This window comes from Frateuria sp. GZRR35, from assembly GCF_051900415.1.
Classification (GTDB): Bacteria; Pseudomonadota; Gammaproteobacteria; order Xanthomonadales; family Rhodanobacteraceae; genus Frateuria_A.
In genome coordinates this window covers 40129-58734 of record NZ_JBHZGL010000008.1, presented here as the reverse complement: position 1 = coordinate 58734, position 18606 = coordinate 40129, and the positions used below count along the sequence as shown (strand labels likewise).

The following is an 18606-nucleotide window of genomic DNA, read 5'->3' as shown; positions in this document are numbered from 1 at the left end:
CAAGCCTCCGTGAGGCCGGATGGACGTCCATTTGGCGGCCTCACGGGTGCTATACAAACGCCATGGCCTGTTGTACCGTTGAGAACCCTTTTCCCGCGCAATGTCCAGTGGCAGATGTCACCCGATCGGGTCGAGATTTGCTGTTCGATGCTGCGACCCCGCCTTTCCCGATTGACTAGCTCCAGAAAGTGACAGATGGCCTCGAGTAACGAAGAATCCGGCCGCGCGTTCAGTTGGAGGCGCACCTGGGCGTTGGCTGTTGCCATCGCGCTGCATTCGTTTGCGTTCCTGCTGCTGATCGCGCCGCCGGCGCCGCCGAAGCAGGAACAGGCGAAGAAGGAGCGCATCGTCCAGGTGAACTTCATCGAGCCGCCGCCGCCGCCGCCGCCGCCGCCGCCGCCGCCGCCGGAACCGCCGAAGCAGCCGCCGCCGAAAATCATCCAGCAGGTGACGCCGCCGCCGACCCCGCCGCCGCCGGCTCCGCCGCCGGCCGTGGAAGAAGCGACGACCAACCCGATCCCGGCGCCGCCGCCGGCGCCGCCGGCACCGCCTGCGCCGCCGTCGGACATCACGGCCAGCCAGGACATCAGCTACAACAGCCGCATGCAGCCCCGCTATCCGCCGCAGGCGATTCGCCAGCGCCACGAGGGCACGACGACGCTGTTGATCCTGGTGGCCGCGGACGGCACGCCGAAGGACATCAAGGTCGAGACCTCCAGCGGCTATCGCGAGCTGGATCGCGCGGCGATTGAAGCGGCCCGGAAATGGCGCTTCAATCCGGCCATCAAGAATGGTCAGAAGACCGAAGGCTACGTTCGCGTTCCCGTCGCCTGGAATCTCAACCAGCTGTAACGAAGGTTACAGTCCACCAGTTCACGCCTGACATCTCTAAAGGTAGCGTCATGATGTTTCTACAAACTGCACCGACCCAAGGCGGCACCTCCAACGCCGAAGCCATGAAGCACATGGGCTTCGGGGATCTCATCCACAACTTTGATGCGCTCGGCTGGATCGTGTTCATCACGCTGGTGGTGATGTCCTTCGCCTCCTGGTATTTCATCATCGCCAACGCGATCCGCAATGCGATGGTCCGCTCGCGCGCCGAGAAGGTCATCTCGAACTTCTGGAGCACCGCTTCCACCCAGGAAGCGATCCGTGAGCTGGAAGCCCAGCCCAAGGGCGAGCCCTTCTCGAAGATCGCGCTCGACGCTGCCTCGGCGGTGGCCCACCACCAGCAGGCTACGGCCGCCGGCGGTCGTCTGGCCGAGTCGCTGAGCCGTTCGGAGTTCATCGACCGCGCCCTGCGCCAGGCCGTGGCCCGCGAGAGCCTGCGACTGGAAGGTGGCATGACCCTGCTGGCGACCACCGGCTCCGCTGCGCCGTTCATCGGTCTGCTCGGTACCGTGTGGGGCATCTACCACGCGCTGATCAAGATCTCCGCGTCGGGCAACGCCTCCATGGAAGCGGTGGCCGGTCCGGTGGGTGAGGCGCTGATCATGACCGCGTTCGGTCTGTTCGTCGCGATCCCGGCCGTGCTCGCCTACAACTTCTTCAGCCGCTCGAACCGCATGACCTATGCCCAGTTCGACGAGTTTGCGCACGACCTGCACGACTTCTTCGCCACCGGTTCGCGTGTCGAAGGCGTGGCGCCGACCCAGAAGTGAGGGCTTGACCCATGGCAATGAGTACCGGAGGCAATTCCGGCGGCCCGATGTCGGAGATCAACGTCACGCCGCTGGTCGACGTGATGCTGGTGCTGCTGATCATCTTCATGATCACCGCGCCGCTGATGTCGCACCGGGTCGTCGTGCCGTTGCCGAACGCCAATCCCAAGGCGCCCGATACCGGTTACGTCGAACCCATGGATGTGGCTCTGAAGCAGGATGGATCGATGTACCTCAATGACGCCGAGGTGACCGAGGCGGAGTTGAAGGCACAGTTCGCGGTTGCGGCATCCAAGACGCCGCAACCGGAAATCCAGCTTCGTGCGGACAAGGACACGGAGTACAAGTACGTCCGCAAGATCCTCACCGACGCGAAGGCGGCAGGCATGGTCCATGTCGGTTTCATGACGACCGGCAAGGAGTAAGACGATGGCTTTCAGTTCCGGAAACAGCAGCGGCCCCATGGCCGACATCAACGTCACGCCGCTGGTCGACGTGATGCTGGTGCTGCTCATCATCTTCATGATCACGGCGCCGATGCTCACCCACAAGGTGAAGATCGATCTGCCGCAGCCGAACCCGAACGTCGTCCAGCCGGAAAATCCGCTTGAGCCCATCCGGCTCAAGATCGATCGCGCCGGCGCGCTGTATTGGAACGACACGCCGGTGGACGAGCTGGGCCTGAAGGCACAGATGGCGGTCATCGCCCAGCAGACCAACCAGCCGGAGATCCAGATCAATGCGGATGACGGTGTAGCTTACGAGTCGGTCGCCCGGGTGCTGGCCGACGCCAAGAGCTACGGTTTGACGAAGATCGGCTTCACCGAAGGGCAATGATCTCAGGCGGATCAAACGCTACCGGCAAACCCCCGCGCGAGCGGGGGTTTTGCTTTTCGGCGTACCGAAAGCGCAAGAGCTTCAGCCCACCGCACGCTGGTCGGAGAACGAAGGTGGGCTGAAGCCCGAAACCACGGGTTCGGTGCTCAGCGCAGGATCTGCAGGTACCGGCGCACCGTCGGCGCGAGACCGTCGTACAGGGCCTCGCCGATCAGCGCATGACCGATGGACACTTCGGCCAGGCCAGGAATGGCCGCCTTGAATCCCCCCAGGTTGGCCTGGTTGAGATCATGTCCCGCGTTCACCGCCAGGCCCGCCTGCTGCGCCCGTCGCGCGGTATCCGCGCAAGCGGCCAGCGCATCGCGCGCGTCACCCTCGGTGAAGGCCTCGGCATACGGTCCGGTGTAGATCTCGATGCGCTCGACGCCGATTGCCACGGCCTGTTCGAAACCCTCTGCACCGGCATCGACGAACAGGCTCACGCGGCAACCGAGGCCGCGCAGCTCGGTGACCAGCGGACGTAGCCGCTCGCAATCGGCTGCAAGATCGAACCCGTGGTCGGAGGTGATCTGGCCGTCGCTGTCAGGCACCAGCGTTACCTGCGTGGGCCGTACGTTGCGGACCAGTTCGATCAGCCCGGGATAGGCACCGCGCGCGGGTGCGAACGGGTTGCCCTCGATGTTGTACTCCACCTTGCCGCGCAGCATTGCGGCCAGCGCACGCACGTCGTCGGGACGCACGTGGCGCATGTCGGGCCGCGGATGTACCGTGATGCCGCCGCAGCCGGCCTCGATGCAGGTATGCGCGGCGCGCAGGATGTCCGGCTCGGTGCCGCCGCGGGAATTGCGCAGCACGGCGATCTTGTTGAGGTTGACGCTGAGCAGGGTCATGGGCACCGTCAAGCGGAACTAAGGACCGGCAACAGTGCGCCGATCAACCGGCGCCGGCAAGTACCCGGTACCGGATGTCCCGCGGCGGACCCCGCCATGCGAGGGCCGCCACATGGGCCGGACCCGCGTCGAGGGCGTGCAGCTGCCATGCCGCCGCGTCGTCCCCGGTCAGTTGCCGCAGTTGCGGCACGGCCATGTCCAGGCCGATTTCCAGGCGATGGAGCCCAAACGCCAGGCCGCGACCCAGTGCCTTGAGCACCGCTTCCTTGGCGGTCCACAGCGCAAGGAAGGCCTCCTCGCGTCGATCGGTCGGCTGCGCGGCCAGCCACGCGGTCTCCGCCGGATGGAAATAGCGTTGCGCCAGCTCCAGCGCGCGTGGTCGCGGGCGGCGGCGCTCCACGTCAATCCCGGGTGCTACGCCGCGGCCAATGGCGACAAGGGCGCAGTCACCGCTGTGCGACCAGTTGAGATCCAGCGTGTCGGCGTGTGCCGACGCCAGTTGCGGTCGCCCATGGGGCCCTTCGGCCAGCTGTACGGCACCGGCAGGTACACCGAGGTAGCTGGCGAGCAGCGCGATCAGGGGCGCGCGGCCGCGGCCAGGATCGTAGGCCAGGCGCCAGACGTGCAGCGTCTCGTCATCCAGCTGGGCTGCGATGGCAGGAACGTCGGTCGGCGGGATCGGCATCCGCGGACGGTAGCACCAGCCGGCCGCGCGACGAAGCCATCGCCGACCGATCACCCCGGGGCGCTGCCGATCGTTGCTCGCATCCGGGGCCCACCGGCGATGGCGCCGCTTTCGCCAGGAGTGGCCTGTGTGCGTGGCCGCGGGACAGCACCATCGCGCGGCGCCACAGAACCGCTCCCGCCATTCACTTGATCAGGCGCTCGTCCACGAGCTTCTGCACCACGCTCGGATCGGCCAGCGTGGAAATGTCGCCCAGCTGCCCCGGCTGGTTCTCGCCGATCTTGCGAAGGATGCGCCGCATGATCTTGCCCGATCGGGTCTTGGGTAGCGACGGCGCCCATTGCAGGTAGTCAGGCGTGGCGATCGGGCCGATCTCCTTGCGCACCCACGCCACCAGCTCCTTGCGCAGTTCCTCGCTGCCTTCCACGCCGGCGATCAGGGTGACGTAGGCATAGATGCCCTGGCCCTTGATGTCGTGCGGACAGCCGACCACCGCCGCCTCGGCCACCTTCGGGTGCGCCACCAGCGCGCTCTCGACCTCCGCGGTGCCGATACGATGGCCGGACACGTTGATGACGTCATCCACGCGACCGGTGATCCAGTAGTAGCCGTCCTCGTCGCGGCGCGCGCCATCGCCGGTGAAGTAGTTGCCCGGGTAGGCGCTGAAGTAGGTGTCGATGAAGCGTTGGTGGTCGCCGTACACCGTGCGCATCTGGCCCGGCCAGGAGTCGCTGATCAATAGATTGCCCTCGGCCGCGCCTTCCAGCACCTGGCCCATGGCGTCCACGATCGCCGGCTGGATGCCGAAGAATGGCAGCGTCGCCGAACCGGGCTTGGCGTCGATCGCTCCCGGCAGCGGGGAAATCAGGATGCCGCCGGTCTCGGTCTGCCACCAGGTGTCCACCACCGGGCAGCGCTCGTCGCCGACCACGCGCCAGTACCACTCCCACGCTTCCGGGTTGATCGGCTCGCCGACCGTACCGAGCAGGCGCAGGCTCGCGCGCGAGGCCTTCTTCACTGGCGCTTCGCCCTCGCGCATCAGCGCGCGGATGGCGGTGGGCGCGGTGTAGAAGAGCGTCACCTTGTGCTTGTCGACGACGTCCCAGAAGCGGCTGCAATCGGGGTAGCTCGGCACGCCATCGAACATCACCGTGGTCGCGCCGTTGGCGAGCGGCCCGTACACCACGTAGCTGTGGCCGGTGACCCAGCCCACGTCCGCGGTGCACCAGTAGACGTCGTCCTCGCGCAGATCGAATACGCACTCATGGGTGTAGCTGACATACACCAGGTAGCCGCCGGAGGTATGCAGCACCCCCTTGGGCTTGCCGGTGGAACCGGAGGTGTAGAGGATGAACAGCGGGTGCTCGGCCTCCATCGGCTCGGCCGGGCAGTCGGCGCTCTGGCCCTCCATCAGCACGTGCCAGTAGCGGTCGCGCGGCGACTGCATCGCCACTCCGGCACCGGTGCGGCGCACCACCACCACGGTTTCCACGCTGCTGGTGCCCGGACGCTCCAGCGCCTCGTCCACGTTCGCCTTGAGCGCGATCCGCTTGCCGCCGCGCACGCCCTCGTCGGCCGTGATCACCAGCTTGCACTGCGAGTCGGCGATGCGCCCGGCGAGCGAGTCGGGTGAGAAACCCCCGAACACCACCGAGTGGATCGCGCCAATACGCGCGCAGGCGAGCATGGCCACCGCCGCCTCCGGGATCATCGGCAGGTAGATCGCCACGCGATCGCCCTTGGCCACGCCCAGGTGCTTGAGGGTGTTGGCGAACTTGCACACTTCCGCGTGCAGCTCACGGTAGCTGAGCCGGCGCGAGTCGGCCGGGTCGTCGCCTTCGAAGATGATCGCGGTCTTGTCGCCGCGCTCGGCCAGATGGCGGTCCAGGCAGTTGGCCGCCACATTGAGCCTGCCATCGCCGTACCAGCGGATGTGCAGGTCGGCCGGATCGAACGACACATCCTTCACCTGTGTCGGTGCCTTCATCCAGTCCAGCCGCTGCCCCACCTTCGCCCAGAAGCTTTCCGGATCACGCACCGACTCGGCGTAGAGCCGCTCGTAGTCGGACCTGCCGATGCGGGCCTTTTCGGCAAAGGCCGCCTGGACCGGATGGAGCGTGGACATGGGAGCGTCTCCTCGGTGACTGGGTTTGGACGTCCGAGTGTAGCGTCGCCCGCGCACGCCTGTGTGCGGTCGCGCCGGCTGAGACGCCGCCGCGCTAGATTGGAAGGATGTCCGAGCTCCCCCCGCATGCCATCAAGGGCCGGGGCGCTGCCTCCAACCCGGAGGGGCGCTTCGAGAGCGTGAGCCACCACGCGGAGGACGACGGCTGGCAGAGCCTGCTGCTGGATGCCGACGCACCACGCCCGCGCACCGAGGTGACCGAGGAACGCGCGCGCAGCGTGATCAGCCGCAACGACTCGCCGGACATCGCCTTCGAGCAGGCGATCAACCCCTACCGCGGTTGCGAGCATGGCTGCATTTACTGCTACGCCCGGCCTTCGCACAGCTACCTCAACCTCTCGCCCGGGCTCGACTTCGAAACCCGGCTGCGTGCCAAGGGCAACCTGGCCGAGGTGTTGCGCGCGGAGCTCGGCAAGCGTGGCTACGTGCCCACCCCGATCAACATCGGCAGCAACACCGACCCCTACCAGCCGGTCGAGAAGCGCTGGCGCCTGACCCGTGCCGCGCTCGAGTTGCTGGCCGAGTGCCACCATCCCTGCACCATCGTCACCAAGAACGCGCTGATCGAGCGCGATCTGGACCTGCTCGCCGGCATGGCGCGCGAACGCCTGGTGCAGGTGTTCATCTCGGTCAATTCTCTGGACAACCACCTGGCGGCCAGGCTCGAGCCGCGGGCCAGCGCACCGCACCGGCGCATCCAGGCGATCGAGGCGCTGGCCGGCGCCGGCGTGCCGGTGGGCGTGCTGGTCGCGCCAATCATTCCCGCGCTCAACGATCGCGACATGGAAGCGGTGCTCGAGCGCGCGCACGCCGCCGGCGCGCGCTGCGCCGGCTACACCGTGGTGCGTCTGCCGTACGAGTTGAAAGCGCTGTTCCGAGAGTGGCTGGCGCTGCACGCGCCGCAACGCGCCGCGCATGTGATGAGCCTGATCCAGCAGATGAACGGCGGTCGCGACTACGACAGCGACTTCCGCACGCGCATGCGCGGGCAGGGCGTGTTCGCGCAGCTGCTCAGACGGCGTTTCGAGGTGGCGTGCCGCAAGCACGGCTTCGGACGTGCGCGCGAGCTGGCGCTGGACACCTCCCGTTTCGTGCCGCCGCGGACGGCGTCGCCGCAGGGTGTGCTGTTCTAGGCGAGGCTTCCCCCATCCGCCTGTCGGCACCTTCCCCCGTGAAACGGGGGAAGGCTCACTTGCTACCACGCAGGTAGCTGGCGCAATCCCGCACCACGCTCCTTCCCCCGCTCGCGGGGGAAGGAGCCCGCAGGGCCTGTTGTTCTAGGCGAGGCTTCCCCCATCCGCCTGTCGGCGCCCTCCCCGTGACTGCAGCCTCTATGCAGGTAGGTGGCGCAATCCCGCACCCCGATCCTTCCCCCGCCTGCGGGGGAAGGTGCCCGAAGGGCGGATGGGGGAAGCCTTGCCTCGACCTCTCAATCCGGCGGCCGGTTGGCCGCCCGCTCCACCTTGCCGTCGCGACGCAGCGCGCTGATCACCAGGCTCAACCCCAGCACCGCCGCGACCGCGATGAACAGCACCGCCAGGATCGGCAACCCGAACAGCATCGGGCCGCTGTGCATGCGCGAGGTCAGCGCACCGCCGATCACCAGCGCCGCCACGATCACCCCGGTACTGATGCGGTTGGCGATCTTCTGCAGGCTTTCCATCATGTGCGACTCTTCCAGCCCGTCCACGCGCACACGCAGGCGGTTCTGGGCCAGCGTGCGCAGGATCGCCGCGATGTGCTGGGGCGTGTGCCGGGCCAGGTCCTGCAGGTCCAGCCATTCGCTGGCCATGTTGGCCGGAGAGAGCGTGCCCAAGGCCTGCCGGCGCAACACCTGCTGCAGGTGCTGCTCGACCACGCGGCGGGTGTCGATGGTCGGGTCCAGCGCGGCGGTCACCGCTTCGAGATTGAGCAGGGTCTTGCCCAGGATCGAGAGCTCCGCCGGCGGCCGCAGGCCGCAGGAGGCGCCCACGCGGGCCAGCTCCAATACCAGCCGACCCTCGGAAAACTGCCGGCTGGAGTTGTGCAGGCCGACGTAGCTGGCGACCAGCTGCTCGACCTGCCGCCGGTAGAGGTTGCGGCGGAAATCCTCCAGCGCCATGCCCATGGTTTCGCTGATGTCGGCCACCTGGTCGCCGTTGCCGGAGATCGCGCCAAGCATCAGCTTGAGCAGCTGGTGGCGCGTGCGCGGTACCAGCCGCACCACCATGCCCAGGTCGAACAGCGCCAGCCGGTGGTCTTCCATCAACAGCACGTTGCCCGGGTGCGGATCGGCGTGGACCAGGCCGTGAATGAACACCTGGTCCAGGTAGGCGCGCAGCAGCTCGCGCGCCTGCTCGTGCAGCGGGTGCTCAATGCGGCGCAGGGCCGGGATGTGGGTGACCTTGATGCCGCGCACGCGCTGCATCGTCAGCACGCGGGTGGTGGTGAAGTCGGCCAGTGGAAGCGGCACATAGAGCGCGTCGTACCCGCGCAGGTTCTCGGCGAAGCGACGCAGGTTCTCCGCCTCCAGCTCGAAGTTGATCTCGTTGGCGAGGCTGTGGCGAAGCTCGTTCACCAGGCCGGCAAAGCCGTAGCGGCGGCCGACGTCGGTCATGCGGTCGGCGGCGCCGGCCAGTTTCTCCAGGATCGCCAGATCCTCGCGCAGCGTCTGCGCGATGTTCGGCCGCTGCACCTTGAGCACGACCTGCCGGCCATCGTGCAGCGTGGCCGCGTGCACCTGCGCCACCGAACCGGCGGCCAGCGGCTCGTCGTCGAAGCGGGCGAACAGCGTGCCGATGCGCGCGCCCAGCTCGGCTTCGATCGTCGCGCGGATCTCGACCACCGGCACCGGCACGACGTCGTCCTGCATCCGTTCCAGTTCGGCGATGTACGGTGCCGGCACCATGTCCGGGCGAGTGGAGAGCGCCTGGCCCACTTTGATGAAGGTCGGGCCCAGCGCCTCGAGGTCGTCGACGAACTGCTTGGGCTGGCCTGGCCGGACCGCCTCCTCCTCGTCTGCCAGCGCCGCCTCCTGGATATCCAGTTCCAGCCCGCTGAACAGGCCGGCCTTGCGGTAGCGCAACAGGAACGCGCCGATGCGGGCGTAGCGGGACAGACGGGCAGTGGTTTCGTTCACGCCTTCGGCTCCATGGTCTCCATGGAGCGTGGAGCGGGCGGCGGCAACGGGGCGTCAACGGTCGAGCAGGTTTACCGCGGCTCTTGCGCCCACGCGCTGCACAGGCGCGTGGGCGCAAGAGACCTGCGCATCAGCCCGGGTTCGCCAGGAATGGATGCCGGCGTTGCACCAGCCCCCGCCAGCCGCGCCGGCCGATCCAGCCGAGCACCAGCAGGAACACCGCCCATGCCGCGGCCAGTGCGGCGAGCCACGGTGCGTAGCCGGCCGCAGTGGTGCGATCCATCAGTGACAAGGACAGGCTAAGGCTCACCAGCACGATACACACCATGCAGAACACACCGGTGCCCCAGCCAGGCAGCGGACGCCCGCCCACTACCGACAGGGTGAACGCGACCAGCACGCCCATGCTTGCCAGTTGCGTGAGCAGTACCGCGGACTCGGCGATCCAGCCCAGGTGAATGCGCAGGGCCAGCGCCAACAGCAGCACCAGGACACCGGACTGGATACCCAGGCCCGGCAGCAGACTCGCCGCAAGCAGCTCGCGACGGAGCTGGCGCGGCGTGCCCAGCCCGGGCAGCAGCGCCAGCAGGGGCAACTCGGCGTTGTGCTTCTGCCAGTGCTGGTGCAATTGCATGACCGCCAGCAGCGTGACCAGCAGACCGATGAAGCCACCCAGCCAGGCGAACATCCCCGCCCAGTCGGTCACAAGCGCCCAACTGATGCCGCCGCCGCGACGCCGAGCCGCCTGGACCAGCAGCATGGCCATCACCAGCGCGCCCGGCAGCACGGCCACGGCCAGCTGGCGTGCGCGGCCGGCGGCCGTCATCGGCACGAACAGCCCGCCGAGCGCCACGCGCAGGCTGTAGCGCGGTCGCTGCGGGCCGGTGTGGCGCACATCCACCATCGGCCGCAGCCAGTCCGGTTGCCGGCGGATCTGCTGCACGCTGTCGGGTAATCCACTCGACAGCCCGCCCCAGCCGCCGACCCGGTTGGCGCGCCGGAACTGCAGCACCATCGGTTGCCACCAGCCCTGCCGGTACGGCTCGGGGTCGCGCAGCTGGCGCCACCAGCACAGTGCGCAGAGCGCCAGCATCGCGGCCACCGCGCCCAACGCCAGCGCCACGAAGCCGGGTTCGCCCGGGTCGGGCAGGTGCAGGCGCAGCCCGATCGTCCGGATCATCATCGGCAGCAGGCCAATGAAGGCGCACAGCACGCGCGGCAGCAGGCCCATCAGCAATCCGCCGCACACCGCCATCGCCAGCACGCAGGCGATATCCGCCGCCGGCCCACCCGCCAGCCCGAGCGCGGCGGTCGGCAGGCCGATCATGAGCAGCGCCGGCAGCACGATGCCCGCCACGGCGACTCGCTGGAGTGCCGGAATGCGCAACTGGCGGGCATCGACTGCCAGCAGAAGGCCGGGTGCGAGCAGGAACATGCCGGCGAAGAACTCGCCCAAGGCCAGCACACCGCCGGCGAGCAGGGGCCAGTTCGCGGAATGGGCAAGGAACCCGATCGCTGTGGCGGCGAGGATGGCGGCCACGAGCACCAGGCCCGCATACCAGCGCGTCCACCGCGGCGACGCGCGCCACGGGGCCTGCAGGATCGCGGCGTTCATTCGGCGATCTCCACGAACAGGTCTTCCAGCCCCAGCGCGTCCAGCCGCGCGCCGCCGAGCTGGGCCGCTTCGGGCCAGCGACCGGCCGCGTCGCGTTTCACCACCAGACCCAGGCTTCCGTCCTCGTGGCGGCGACGGCTGAGCGTGTCCGACGGCGCGGCCGCGGCCAGGCGCGCCGGCAGCCACAGGCGTGCATAGCGCTCCTTGGTTTCGTCCACGCCGCAGTGGATCAGCAGTCGACCCCGGTGCAGGAAGGCGACCTCCGAGGCGACGCGCTCGAGGTCGGAGACGATATGGGTGGAGAACAGGACCGTGGTGCCGGCCTCGCCCGCACGCAGCGCCACCTCGCGCAGCAGTTCGCGACGGGCGACCGGGTCGAGCGCGGCAGCGGGCTCGTCCAGCACCAGCAGGTCCGGGCGCGAGGCCAGCGCGCGAATCAGGTCCACGCGCTGGCGTTCGCCCGGCGACAGCTTGGCAAGCAGCTTGTTGGCGGGGATCTCCCAGCGCGCCAGCGTGGCCCTGGCAAAGGCGCTGTCCCAGGACGGGTAGAAGCGGCCGACGAAGTCGAGCATCTGCGTTGCGCTCAGCCAGGCCAGCGCCTCAGGCTGCTGCGGCACATAGGCCAACCGGCCCTTGGCCGCGTCCGAAAGCCCGAGCGCCGGCTCGCCGAACACCTGCGCTTGCCCCGCCTGCGGTTCGAGCAGCCCGAGCATGGCGCGGATCAGGGTGGATTTGCCCGCGCCGTTGCGGCCGATCAGGCCAAGCACGCTGCCCGGCGCCAGGGCGAGGTCCACGCCGTCGAGCACGCGTGCGCCTTCGTAGCCGTGGACGAGTCCGTGTACGGCCAACGGCGAGTCGTTGACCTGGGCGATGTCGCGGAGCTGGGCGTTCATGGATTCCCCCGGTGGTGCATGGACGTCTGGACGTCCGTCTGTGGATTGGAAGCGCCGGTCCCCACCGGCACGAGCAGCGCGCGCAGGTCAATCAGCACGTGCAGCAGCATCGGCAGCAGCAGGCTGCCGCTGGACAGGTACAGCCACCCAAGCAGGCCGCCCAGCAGGGCGGTCGCCAGCATGCCGCCGAGCCCCTGGTAGAAATGCGCCCACCCGAAGGCCAGGGCGAGCACGACCACGGTCGGCAGCATCGCCAGCTGCGGCCATGCCGCGTGCAGGGCGGCGGCGGCGAAGCCGCGCCAGATCCATTCCTCGGTCAGTCCGGCGGTCACCGCCAGAGCGGAAAACCCCCAGCGTTCGGCGCGGTTGTGCGGCAGCATCCGCAGCACCTTGTCGCCACCGGCCACGCGCGGGGCGGCGCTGCGCTTGCGGCGCGACAACACGATGCCGACCGCCGCACCGGCGATCAGCGCACCGGTCATGCCGTCGACGAAGCCCCGGCCCACGTCTCCGATGTGCGGCCAGCGCAGCCCCACCTCGCCCGGCGACCAGCCCTGGGCCAGTACGACCAGCGCGGTGACGAAGGCAAGCGCCCAGGCCATCCCCGTCCAGCTGCGGTAGAAGCGCAGGCGAGCGCCCGGTTGGCCGGCAGCGAGCGCAGCCAGCAGCCGGCGATGCGACCAGCGGCCCAGCAGCGGTTCGCCCAGCAACAGCCAGGCGGCCAGCATCAGGCTGGCCAGGTTTGCGAAGTCCATCAGCGTTCCCCCAACAGTTTGCCGAGCCGGCGCAGCACCGGCTCGGTTGGCAGTTCCAGTTCCTGCGCCTGTCGCGCCAGCGCAAGCAGCTGCGGTTCAAGCAGTGCCAGGCGCTGAGCCTGGCTGTGCGCAGTGCGCTGGCCGGCGGCCACCGCCATGCCCTTGCCGCGCAGTCGCTCCAGCAGCCCCTCGTTCTCGGCCAGGCTGTAGGCACGCGAGATCGTCATCGGGTTGACCGCGTGGAACCCGGCCATCTCGCGCACCGAGGGCAGCAGTTCGCCCACCGCCAACTGGCCGCTGGCGATCAGGCGACGCAGTTGCTCGACGATCTGCCGGTAGATCGGCTCGGCCGACGCGGGTTGAATGATGAACAGCGACGCATCCATGTGTATCAGTACATGAATACACATGGGCCGACGTCAAGCATGACCTATGGAGCAGTCGCTCCCGGTGGCCGGATCGTGTTGCGCCTGTGGTCCGCACTCGGCACGAGCGGGCCTTTGCAAGCATCCTGGAGCGGGATGAGGGGCGGTTCCCCGATAGCCCCACCCTGAGCGCAGGCCGCGTTCGAGAGCCGAAGGGCAGCCGTGGACTTCACGCGCTGGTGATCGCCCAGCCGCTCTGCTTTCCCTGGAACCCCACGCCACGGAGGCCGCCCGATGTCCTCGTTCTCGCTCTACCTGCTCGGGATCCTGGTGTTGATCGCCGGCCTGGCCTATGTCGCCTGGCTGATGCACGTGCCGCTGCAATGGATCGGCGCGGGCGTGATCGTGGTGTTCGGGCTGGGCATCCTGGGCGCGGTCAAGCACACCCAGCGGCGCGACCCGCCGAAATAGCCGGACCGGCGTCGCCGGCCCGGCGGCTGCCGGCTCAGCTGGCGGGCAGGTAGGTCGCGAACCATTCCAGCGCGCGCTGCAGCACGTCGCGCTGGTGCGCCGGGTCGACGAAGTGGTGGCCCTCGTCTGGATACACCACCAGCGAGGTCGGCACGCCCTGCGCGCGCAGCGCATGCCAGTACTCGAACGACTGCGGCGCCGGGCATTCGGCATCCCGGTCGCCCACCACCACCAGCGTCGGCGTCTTCACCCGCTTGATGAAGTCGATCGCCGAGCTCTTGGCGTAGACGGCTGGGTCGTCGTACACCGACGCGCCGAAGAAGGGGATCATCCACTGGTCGATCAGGTTCTGCCCGTAATAGCTCTGCCAGTTCGAAATGCCCGCGCCGGCGACCACCGCGTGGAAGCGGTCGGTCTGCGTGGGTACGAACATGCTCATGAAGCCGCCGTAGCTCCAGCCGGTCAGGCCCAGTCGCTTGTCATCGACCGGCAGCTTCTTTTCGATCGCGTCGATGCCGGCCAGGATGTCGGACAGGTCGCCGTAGCCGAAGTCCTTGCGGTTGGCCTGCACGTAGGCCTCGCCCTGGCCGAAGCTGCCGCGCGGGTTGGGCTGAAAGACGAAGTAGCCGAGGTTCGAGAACGGCACGCTGCCGTAGCCCACGCTGGGCCAGCGCGGGATCACGGCGCTGGCCGGGCCACCGTGCACGCTGACGATCATCGGATAGGTTTTCGCCGGATCGTAATGGGCCGGGTAGAGCAGCCAGCCCTGCACGTGGCGGCCGTCATGTTCCCATTCGACCGATTCGGCCTTGCCCCAGCTCGGCGCGAGCGCGGCGTTGATCGCGGTGACCGCCGGCGGCGCGGCGTGGCCCAGCGGTCCGGCGTGAACCTCCGGGGCGGCGGTGTAGGAACTCTGCACGAAGGCGATGCGCTGGTGGTCGGCCGACAGCGACATCGCCATCGAGGCGCTACCATCGCCGATGCTGGCCGGCAGGGTGAAGCGCACGCGTTCCTGCGTGGCGTGGCCGGCGTCGATCGCGTAATCGGCCAGCTGGCTCTGGCCGTTGCTGACCTGGCTGACCAGCAGCGTATGCGGCGAGGTCCAGGCGAACCACGACGGCGTGACATGGATGCCGGTGGTCAGATTCACGGTGGCGCCCCCCGCGGCCGGCACCGCGTAAAGATCGCCACCGGTCGCGCCCTGGTCGCTCATCAGGCCGCCGACGAAGACCAGGCGCTTGCCATCCGGCGACCAGCGCGGCAGCGCCAATTGCAGGCCGTGCAGCGAACCGGTGTCCGTTTTCGGGTCGACCAGCACGCGTGGGGTCGCGCCGGCGCGGGCGTCCTGGGCGTACAGCCTGGCGATCCACCAGTTGTTGTCGCCCGGCGCCGGCGCCGCGACGTAGGCGAGCTGCTTTGCGTCCGGCGAGCAGCTGAATTCGTAGACGTACGTGTCCGCCGGGGTGACCAGCGCCGGCGTACCGCCGCTGGCGGGCAGGGTGGCGACGCGCTGGATTTCCAGCCCTTCGACGCCGATTTCGCCCACCTGGGGCTTGGCCGCCGCCACCGCGCTGGCGCGGCGGGTCGCGCCCTGGACGTAGAGGAAGCCCAGCGTGCGGCCGTCGGCCGACCAGGCGAGGTCATGTGCGTAGCCGTCGAGATCGGCCAACCGGCGCGGCGCGTCCTGCCGCGTGACGTCGGCCGTATAGACGTCCATGTCGCCGGCCTTGCCGCCGCAGTCGGACAGGAAGGCCAGGTGGCGCGAGTCGGGCGCCCAGGCGATCTCCTCCTGCTTGCACGGCGAGTCCCCCATCGCCAGCGGATGGGCGTCGCTGCCGTCGGCATGGGCGAGCTGGATCACCGGCTTGCCGTGGCTTTCGACCACCCAGGCCAGTCGCTGGCCATCGGGCGAGAGCTGGACGGCGTGGATCGCACGCACCTTCCCGAGCTGGTCGAGCAGCTGGTCGATGCGCGGGTCGACCTTGCCGGGCGCGGCGGACGCCAGCGGGGCAAGGGCCAGGGTGAACAGGGGCAGGAGGCGCAGGGAAGGGGGCATGGGCCGCTCTCGCGAGGGAAAGGGGCCACGCTAGCAGCGCACCGGCACCCGCTCCAGTGCGGCCGGTCACAGCGGGCCGTGTAGGAGCGCCCTTGGGCGCGACCGCGATTGCCGCCGTCGTGGCACGGTGACAATGGTGGTCGCGCCCAAGGGCGCTCCTACAAAGGTTGCGATCAGTGCACGGCGATCGCGGCTGGCCCCTGCCGCGCCGCGGCCAGCCGCGCGCGGATCAGCGGCATCGCCGCCAGCGCGGCCTTCTCGCCCTCCATGATCGCCCGCTCCTTCTGCGAGAAGTCGGTCGCGCCGATGTCGTTCACCTTCGGCCGGATCACCACGTCGGCGCGCGCCAGTTCCTGCGCACCCAGGTGCTGGCCCATGATCACCACCGAGCGCCCGACGATGCCGACCATGTCCTCCGGCAGCGTGCCGTCGCTGCGCGAGGAAATGTCCACCGCGATCACGAAGTCGGCGCCCAGTTCGCGCGCGGCATCGACCGGCACCGGGCTGACCACGCCGCCGTCGACGTAGTGCCGGCCGCCGATCGCGACCGGCTCGAACACGCCGGGCACGCTGCACGAGGCGCGCACGGCCGCTCCGGTATCGCCGTGGCGGAACACCATGCGCTGGCCAGTCTCCAGCTCGGTGGCGACCGCCGCGAAGGGCAGCCTCAGGCGTTCGAGCGGGCGCTGGCGGACGAGGCTGTCGACGTAGTCCTGCAGCTTCTTCCCCTGCACCAGGCCGCCGCTGAACAGCCGCACGTCGCGGATCGCGGCTTCGTCCAGCGATATGGCCGCCTGCTGCATGGCGAAGGCATCCATCCCGCTGGCATACAGCGCGCCGACCACGCTGCCGGCGCTGGTGCCGGCGACGACGTCCACGTGGATGCCGCTCGCTTCGAGCATCTTGATCACGCCGATGTGCGCAAAACCCTTGACCGCGCCGCCACCCAGCGCGAGGCCGACCACCAGCTTGCGCGGCGCCGGCGGGGTGATTGGCGGCGGCTTGCGCACGGGCGTGCAGCCGGCCAGGGCGACAGTGAGCAGGAGCAGGAGGCGCAGGTGTCGGGCCATCGTCAGGACGAAAGGAGGATCAGCGCAAAGCGTGCGGCAGGACGATGGCAAAACCGGGGCGGGACCGGGCAGGCGCACGGGCGCCTACCCGCCGCCCTCAGGCGTAGGCGACGTCGGCCTCGCGGTGGTAGCGGGTGGCCACCTCGACTTCGCCCTTCGAGCCCAGGAACACCGGCACCCGCTGGTGCAGGCCGCTCGGCTGGATCTCGAGGATGCGCTCGCGACCGGTGGTGGCCGCGCCGCCGGCCTGTTCGACGATGAAGGCCATCGGGTTGGCCTCGTACATCAGGCGCAGCTTGCCGCCCTTGGCCTTGATCTTGGCGTCCAGCGGATAGAAGAACACGCCGCCGCGGGTGATGATGCGATGCACGTCGGCCACCATCGAGGCGACCCAGCGCATGTTGAAGTCCTTGCCGCGCGGGCCTTCCTTGCCGGCCAGCAGCTCGCCGACGTAACGCTGCATCGGCGCCTCCCAGTGGCGCTGGTTGGACATGTTGATGGCGAATTCGGCGGTCTGTTCCGGGATGCGGATGTCGCGGCGGCTGAGCATGAAGCTGCCGACCTCGCGGTCGAGCGTGAACTCGTGCGTGCCGTGGCCGAAGGTCAGCACCAGCAGCGTGGCCGGCCCGTACACCACATAGCCGGCAGCCAGCTGCTGCGTGCCCGGCTGCAGGAAGTCCTCGACCTTGGGTTCGGTCACGTGCTCGGGGCAGCGCAACACCGAGAAGATCGTGCCCACCGAGATGTTCACGTCGATGTTGGACGAGCCGTCCAGCGGATCGAACAGCAGCAGGTGGTTGCCCTTCGGGTACATGTCGGGGATCGGCTGAGGGTCTTCCATCTCCTCCGAGGCGCAGGCGGCCAGGTGGCCACCCCAGGCGTTGGCCTCGAGCAGGATCTCGTTGGAGATCACGTCCAGCTTCTTCTGCGCCTCGCCCTGCACGTTCATGCTGAGTGACCCCGGGCTGCCGGCATTGCCCAGCACGCCGCCCAGCGCGCCCTTGCTGGTCGCCACGGCGATGCGCTTGCAGGCGCGCGTGACCACTTCGATCAACAGCGAAAGCTCGGCGTTGATGTGGCCGGCGCGGCGTTCCTCGATCAGGAACTGGATCAGCGAGACAGGCTTCATGTCGGGTCCGTGGCGGGAAGGAACGGGCATTCTAGAGGGTTGCGGGAAAGCGAACCCGTGAACATGGAGCGGACGTTGCGAGCGCGTACAGCTCCTGGCTCCTCCCCCTGCTTGCATGGGGAGGCTGGAGGGGTCCCCACGCTGGCCGGGGCATCCCTCCCCCCTTCGGGGAATTCCTCCGTTTGCCCGCCTGCTGACATCACGTTGGCAGCAGCCCCGGCGCATCCTGCCCACCTTGCAAAGGAGGCAATGCGATGCGCGACACGGTCTATTTCCTGGCATTCGACGGTTTTGCGGATTGGCAGGCGGCGCTGGCGCTGTGCGAGGTGCGCCGGCCCGGCGACTGGCAGGTGGCCACGGTGGGCTTCACCCGCGCGCCGGTGCGCTCGATGGGCGGCCTGATGGTGCAGCCGGAACTAAGCCTGTCCGAGCTGGACTTCGCGCGTGCCGCGCTCGCCATCGTGCCCGGCGGGCACCTGTGGCAGCGCAACGAGGGCGCCTCGGCGGTGGCCGCGCTGCGCCAGCTGCACGGCGCCGGGGCGGTGGTCGCCGGTATCGACAGCGGCGTGCTGGCGCTGGCCCGCGCGGGCCTGCTCGAGAGCTGCCGCCACACCGGCAACTGGGCCGGCCACATCGACGCCCAGGCACCCGGCTACACGGGCAGCGCGCAGTACGACGCCTCGGTGCTCGCCGTAAGCGACAGCGGCACGATCACCGCCAGCCACCTGGGCAGCGTGGAGTTCGCCCGCGAGGTGATCCGGGCGCTGGACCTGTACGGACCGAGCGACCGCGAACACTGGTACCGCCTGTTCAAGCACGCCCAGCTGCCGCCGTGGTGCGTCGGCGAAGCGGCGGTCGCGTGAGGAGGACGAC

At 68.9% G+C, this 18606-nt stretch carries 18 protein-coding genes; 7 read left to right on the top strand and 11 right to left on the bottom strand.

Annotation, left to right across the window (positions count from 1 at the left end; translation table 11 throughout):
- The first annotated feature begins 195 nt into the window (after positions 1-195).
- The 4 genes from ACFWZ3_RS11055 to ACFWZ3_RS11040 are packed head-to-tail and all read left to right on the top strand — an operon-like array spanning position 196 to position 2501.
- Positions 196-852, top strand: coding sequence for an energy transducer TonB (locus ACFWZ3_RS11055; protein ID WP_439707789.1), 657 nt, complete (start codon positions 196-198; stop codon positions 850-852).
- Between the two features lie 53 nt (positions 853-905).
- On the top strand, positions 906-1664 hold the full coding sequence (locus tag ACFWZ3_RS11050) for a MotA/TolQ/ExbB proton channel family protein (RefSeq protein WP_439707878.1): 759 nt from the start codon (positions 906-908) through the stop codon (positions 1662-1664).
- A gap of 11 nt (positions 1665-1675) precedes the next feature.
- The gene (locus ACFWZ3_RS11045; protein WP_439707788.1) at positions 1676-2089 is read left to right on the top strand and encodes an ExbD/TolR family protein; all 414 of its coding nucleotides are present in this window, start codon (positions 1676-1678) and stop codon (positions 2087-2089) included.
- Between the two features lie 37 nt (positions 2090-2126).
- Positions 2127-2501 (top strand): ExbD/TolR family protein, encoded by a 375-nt coding sequence (locus tag ACFWZ3_RS11040; protein ID WP_439707787.1) that lies wholly within the window; start codon positions 2127-2129, stop codon positions 2499-2501.
- Positions 2502-2647: 146 nt separating this feature from the next.
- On the opposite strand, the gene ACFWZ3_RS11035 is transcribed toward ACFWZ3_RS11040, so the two are convergent.
- The 3 genes from ACFWZ3_RS11035 to acs all read right to left on the bottom strand — a co-directional run bounded on the left by ACFWZ3_RS11035 (position 2648) and on the right by acs (position 6201).
- Positions 2648-3391, bottom strand: a complete 744-nt coding sequence (locus ACFWZ3_RS11035) for a pyridoxine 5'-phosphate synthase (RefSeq protein WP_439707786.1) — start codon at positions 3389-3391, stop codon at positions 2648-2650.
- 43 nt (positions 3392-3434) lie between these two features.
- Entirely contained in the window at positions 3435-4076 is a 642-nt protein-coding gene (locus ACFWZ3_RS11030; RefSeq protein ID WP_439707785.1) for a 4'-phosphopantetheinyl transferase family protein, read from the bottom strand.
- Between the two features lie 184 nt (positions 4077-4260).
- Entirely contained in the window at positions 4261-6201 is a 1941-nt protein-coding gene (gene acs, locus ACFWZ3_RS11025) for an acetate--CoA ligase (protein WP_439707784.1), read from the bottom strand.
- 107 nt (positions 6202-6308) lie between these two features.
- Between acs and ACFWZ3_RS11020 the strand changes: the two genes are divergently transcribed.
- Positions 6309-7394, top strand: a complete 1086-nt coding sequence (locus tag ACFWZ3_RS11020; RefSeq protein WP_439707783.1) for a PA0069 family radical SAM protein — start codon at positions 6309-6311, stop codon at positions 7392-7394.
- 296 nt (positions 7395-7690) lie between these two features.
- Here ACFWZ3_RS11020 and ACFWZ3_RS11015 read toward each other — a convergent pair whose 3' ends face one another.
- From ACFWZ3_RS11015 to ACFWZ3_RS10995, 5 genes are all read right to left on the bottom strand, one after another.
- Positions 7691-9379, bottom strand: a complete 1689-nt coding sequence (locus tag ACFWZ3_RS11015; protein ID WP_439707782.1) for an ABC1 kinase family protein — start codon at positions 9377-9379, stop codon at positions 7691-7693.
- Between the two features lie 130 nt (positions 9380-9509).
- Positions 9510-10994, bottom strand: a complete 1485-nt coding sequence (locus ACFWZ3_RS11010) for a hypothetical protein (protein ID WP_439707781.1) — start codon at positions 10992-10994, stop codon at positions 9510-9512.
- On the bottom strand, positions 10991-11887 hold the full coding sequence (locus ACFWZ3_RS11005) for an ABC transporter ATP-binding protein (RefSeq protein WP_439707780.1): 897 nt from the start codon (positions 11885-11887) through the stop codon (positions 10991-10993). Before ACFWZ3_RS11005 ends, ACFWZ3_RS11010 begins: the two co-directional genes overlap by 4 nt.
- Positions 11884-12642, bottom strand: coding sequence for a CPBP family glutamic-type intramembrane protease (locus tag ACFWZ3_RS11000; RefSeq protein ID WP_439707779.1), 759 nt, complete (start codon positions 12640-12642; stop codon positions 11884-11886). Before ACFWZ3_RS11000 ends, ACFWZ3_RS11005 begins: the two co-directional genes overlap by 4 nt.
- Positions 12642-13028: a GntR family transcriptional regulator gene (locus tag ACFWZ3_RS10995; protein WP_439707778.1), complete on the bottom strand. Its 387-nt coding sequence runs from the start codon at positions 13026-13028 to the stop codon at positions 12642-12644. Before ACFWZ3_RS10995 ends, ACFWZ3_RS11000 begins: the two co-directional genes overlap by 1 nt.
- Before the next feature lie 273 nt (positions 13029-13301).
- Between ACFWZ3_RS10995 and ACFWZ3_RS10990 the strand changes: the two genes are divergently transcribed.
- Positions 13302-13478, top strand: a complete 177-nt coding sequence (locus ACFWZ3_RS10990; protein ID WP_439707777.1) for a hypothetical protein — start codon at positions 13302-13304, stop codon at positions 13476-13478.
- Between the two features lie 34 nt (positions 13479-13512).
- Here the strand turns inward: ACFWZ3_RS10990 and ACFWZ3_RS10985 are convergent, their stop codons facing one another.
- The 3 genes from ACFWZ3_RS10985 to ACFWZ3_RS10975 all read right to left on the bottom strand — a co-directional run bounded on the left by ACFWZ3_RS10985 (position 13513) and on the right by ACFWZ3_RS10975 (position 17733).
- Positions 13513-15534, bottom strand: a complete 2022-nt coding sequence (locus ACFWZ3_RS10985) for a prolyl oligopeptidase family serine peptidase (RefSeq protein ID WP_439707776.1) — start codon at positions 15532-15534, stop codon at positions 13513-13515.
- 173 nt (positions 15535-15707) lie between these two features.
- Entirely contained in the window at positions 15708-16604 is an 897-nt protein-coding gene (locus ACFWZ3_RS10980) for a patatin-like phospholipase family protein (protein ID WP_439707775.1), read from the bottom strand.
- 97 nt (positions 16605-16701) lie between these two features.
- On the bottom strand, positions 16702-17733 hold the full coding sequence (locus ACFWZ3_RS10975; protein WP_439707774.1) for a class 1 fructose-bisphosphatase: 1032 nt from the start codon (positions 17731-17733) through the stop codon (positions 16702-16704).
- A 254-nt stretch (positions 17734-17987) separates the two neighbouring features.
- On the opposite strand from ACFWZ3_RS10975, the gene ACFWZ3_RS10970 reads away from it, so the two are divergent.
- Positions 17988-18596: a DJ-1/PfpI family protein gene (locus tag ACFWZ3_RS10970; protein WP_439707773.1), complete on the top strand. Its 609-nt coding sequence runs from the start codon at positions 17988-17990 to the stop codon at positions 18594-18596.
- Positions 18597-18606: the final 10 nt, after the last annotated feature.

What these genes read in the sequence shown, in the direction of transcription:
- ACFWZ3_RS11005 (WP_439707780.1), bottom strand. Translation starts at nt 11,887, where the DNA reads ATGAACGCCCAGCTCCGCGACATCGCCCAGGTCAACGACTCGCCGTTG.
- ACFWZ3_RS11055 (WP_439707789.1), top strand. Translation starts at nt 196, where the DNA reads ATGGCCTCGAGTAACGAAGAATCCGGCCGCGCGTTCAGTTGGAGGCGC.
- ACFWZ3_RS11020 (WP_439707783.1), top strand. Translation starts at nt 6,309, where the DNA reads ATGTCCGAGCTCCCCCCGCATGCCATCAAGGGCCGGGGCGCTGCCTCC.
- ACFWZ3_RS11010 (WP_439707781.1), bottom strand. Translation starts at nt 10,994, where the DNA reads ATGAACGCCGCGATCCTGCAGGCCCCGTGGCGCGCGTCGCCGCGGTGG.
- ACFWZ3_RS11030 (WP_439707785.1), bottom strand. Translation starts at nt 4,076, where the DNA reads ATGCCGATCCCGCCGACCGACGTTCCTGCCATCGCAGCCCAGCTGGAT.
- ACFWZ3_RS10985 (WP_439707776.1), bottom strand. Translation starts at nt 15,534, where the DNA reads ATGCCCCCTTCCCTGCGCCTCCTGCCCCTGTTCACCCTGGCCCTTGCC.
- ACFWZ3_RS10970 (WP_439707773.1), top strand. Translation starts at nt 17,988, where the DNA reads ATGCGCGACACGGTCTATTTCCTGGCATTCGACGGTTTTGCGGATTGG.
- ACFWZ3_RS11000 (WP_439707779.1), bottom strand. Translation starts at nt 12,642, where the DNA reads ATGGACTTCGCAAACCTGGCCAGCCTGATGCTGGCCGCCTGGCTGTTG.
- ACFWZ3_RS10990 (WP_439707777.1), top strand. Translation starts at nt 13,302, where the DNA reads ATGTCCTCGTTCTCGCTCTACCTGCTCGGGATCCTGGTGTTGATCGCC.
- ACFWZ3_RS11045 (WP_439707788.1), top strand. Translation starts at nt 1,676, where the DNA reads ATGGCAATGAGTACCGGAGGCAATTCCGGCGGCCCGATGTCGGAGATC.
- ACFWZ3_RS11040 (WP_439707787.1), top strand. Translation starts at nt 2,127, where the DNA reads ATGGCCGACATCAACGTCACGCCGCTGGTCGACGTGATGCTGGTGCTG.
- acs (WP_439707784.1), bottom strand. Translation starts at nt 6,201, where the DNA reads ATGTCCACGCTCCATCCGGTCCAGGCGGCCTTTGCCGAAAAGGCCCGC.
- ACFWZ3_RS10980 (WP_439707775.1), bottom strand. Translation starts at nt 16,604, where the DNA reads ATGGCCCGACACCTGCGCCTCCTGCTCCTGCTCACTGTCGCCCTGGCC.
- ACFWZ3_RS11035 (WP_439707786.1), bottom strand. Translation starts at nt 3,391, where the DNA reads ATGACCCTGCTCAGCGTCAACCTCAACAAGATCGCCGTGCTGCGCAAT.
- ACFWZ3_RS11050 (WP_439707878.1), top strand. Translation starts at nt 906, where the DNA reads ATGTTTCTACAAACTGCACCGACCCAAGGCGGCACCTCCAACGCCGAA.
- ACFWZ3_RS10975 (WP_439707774.1), bottom strand. Translation starts at nt 17,733, where the DNA reads ATGAAGCCTGTCTCGCTGATCCAGTTCCTGATCGAGGAACGCCGCGCC.
- ACFWZ3_RS10995 (WP_439707778.1), bottom strand. Translation starts at nt 13,028, where the DNA reads ATGGATGCGTCGCTGTTCATCATTCAACCCGCGTCGGCCGAGCCGATC.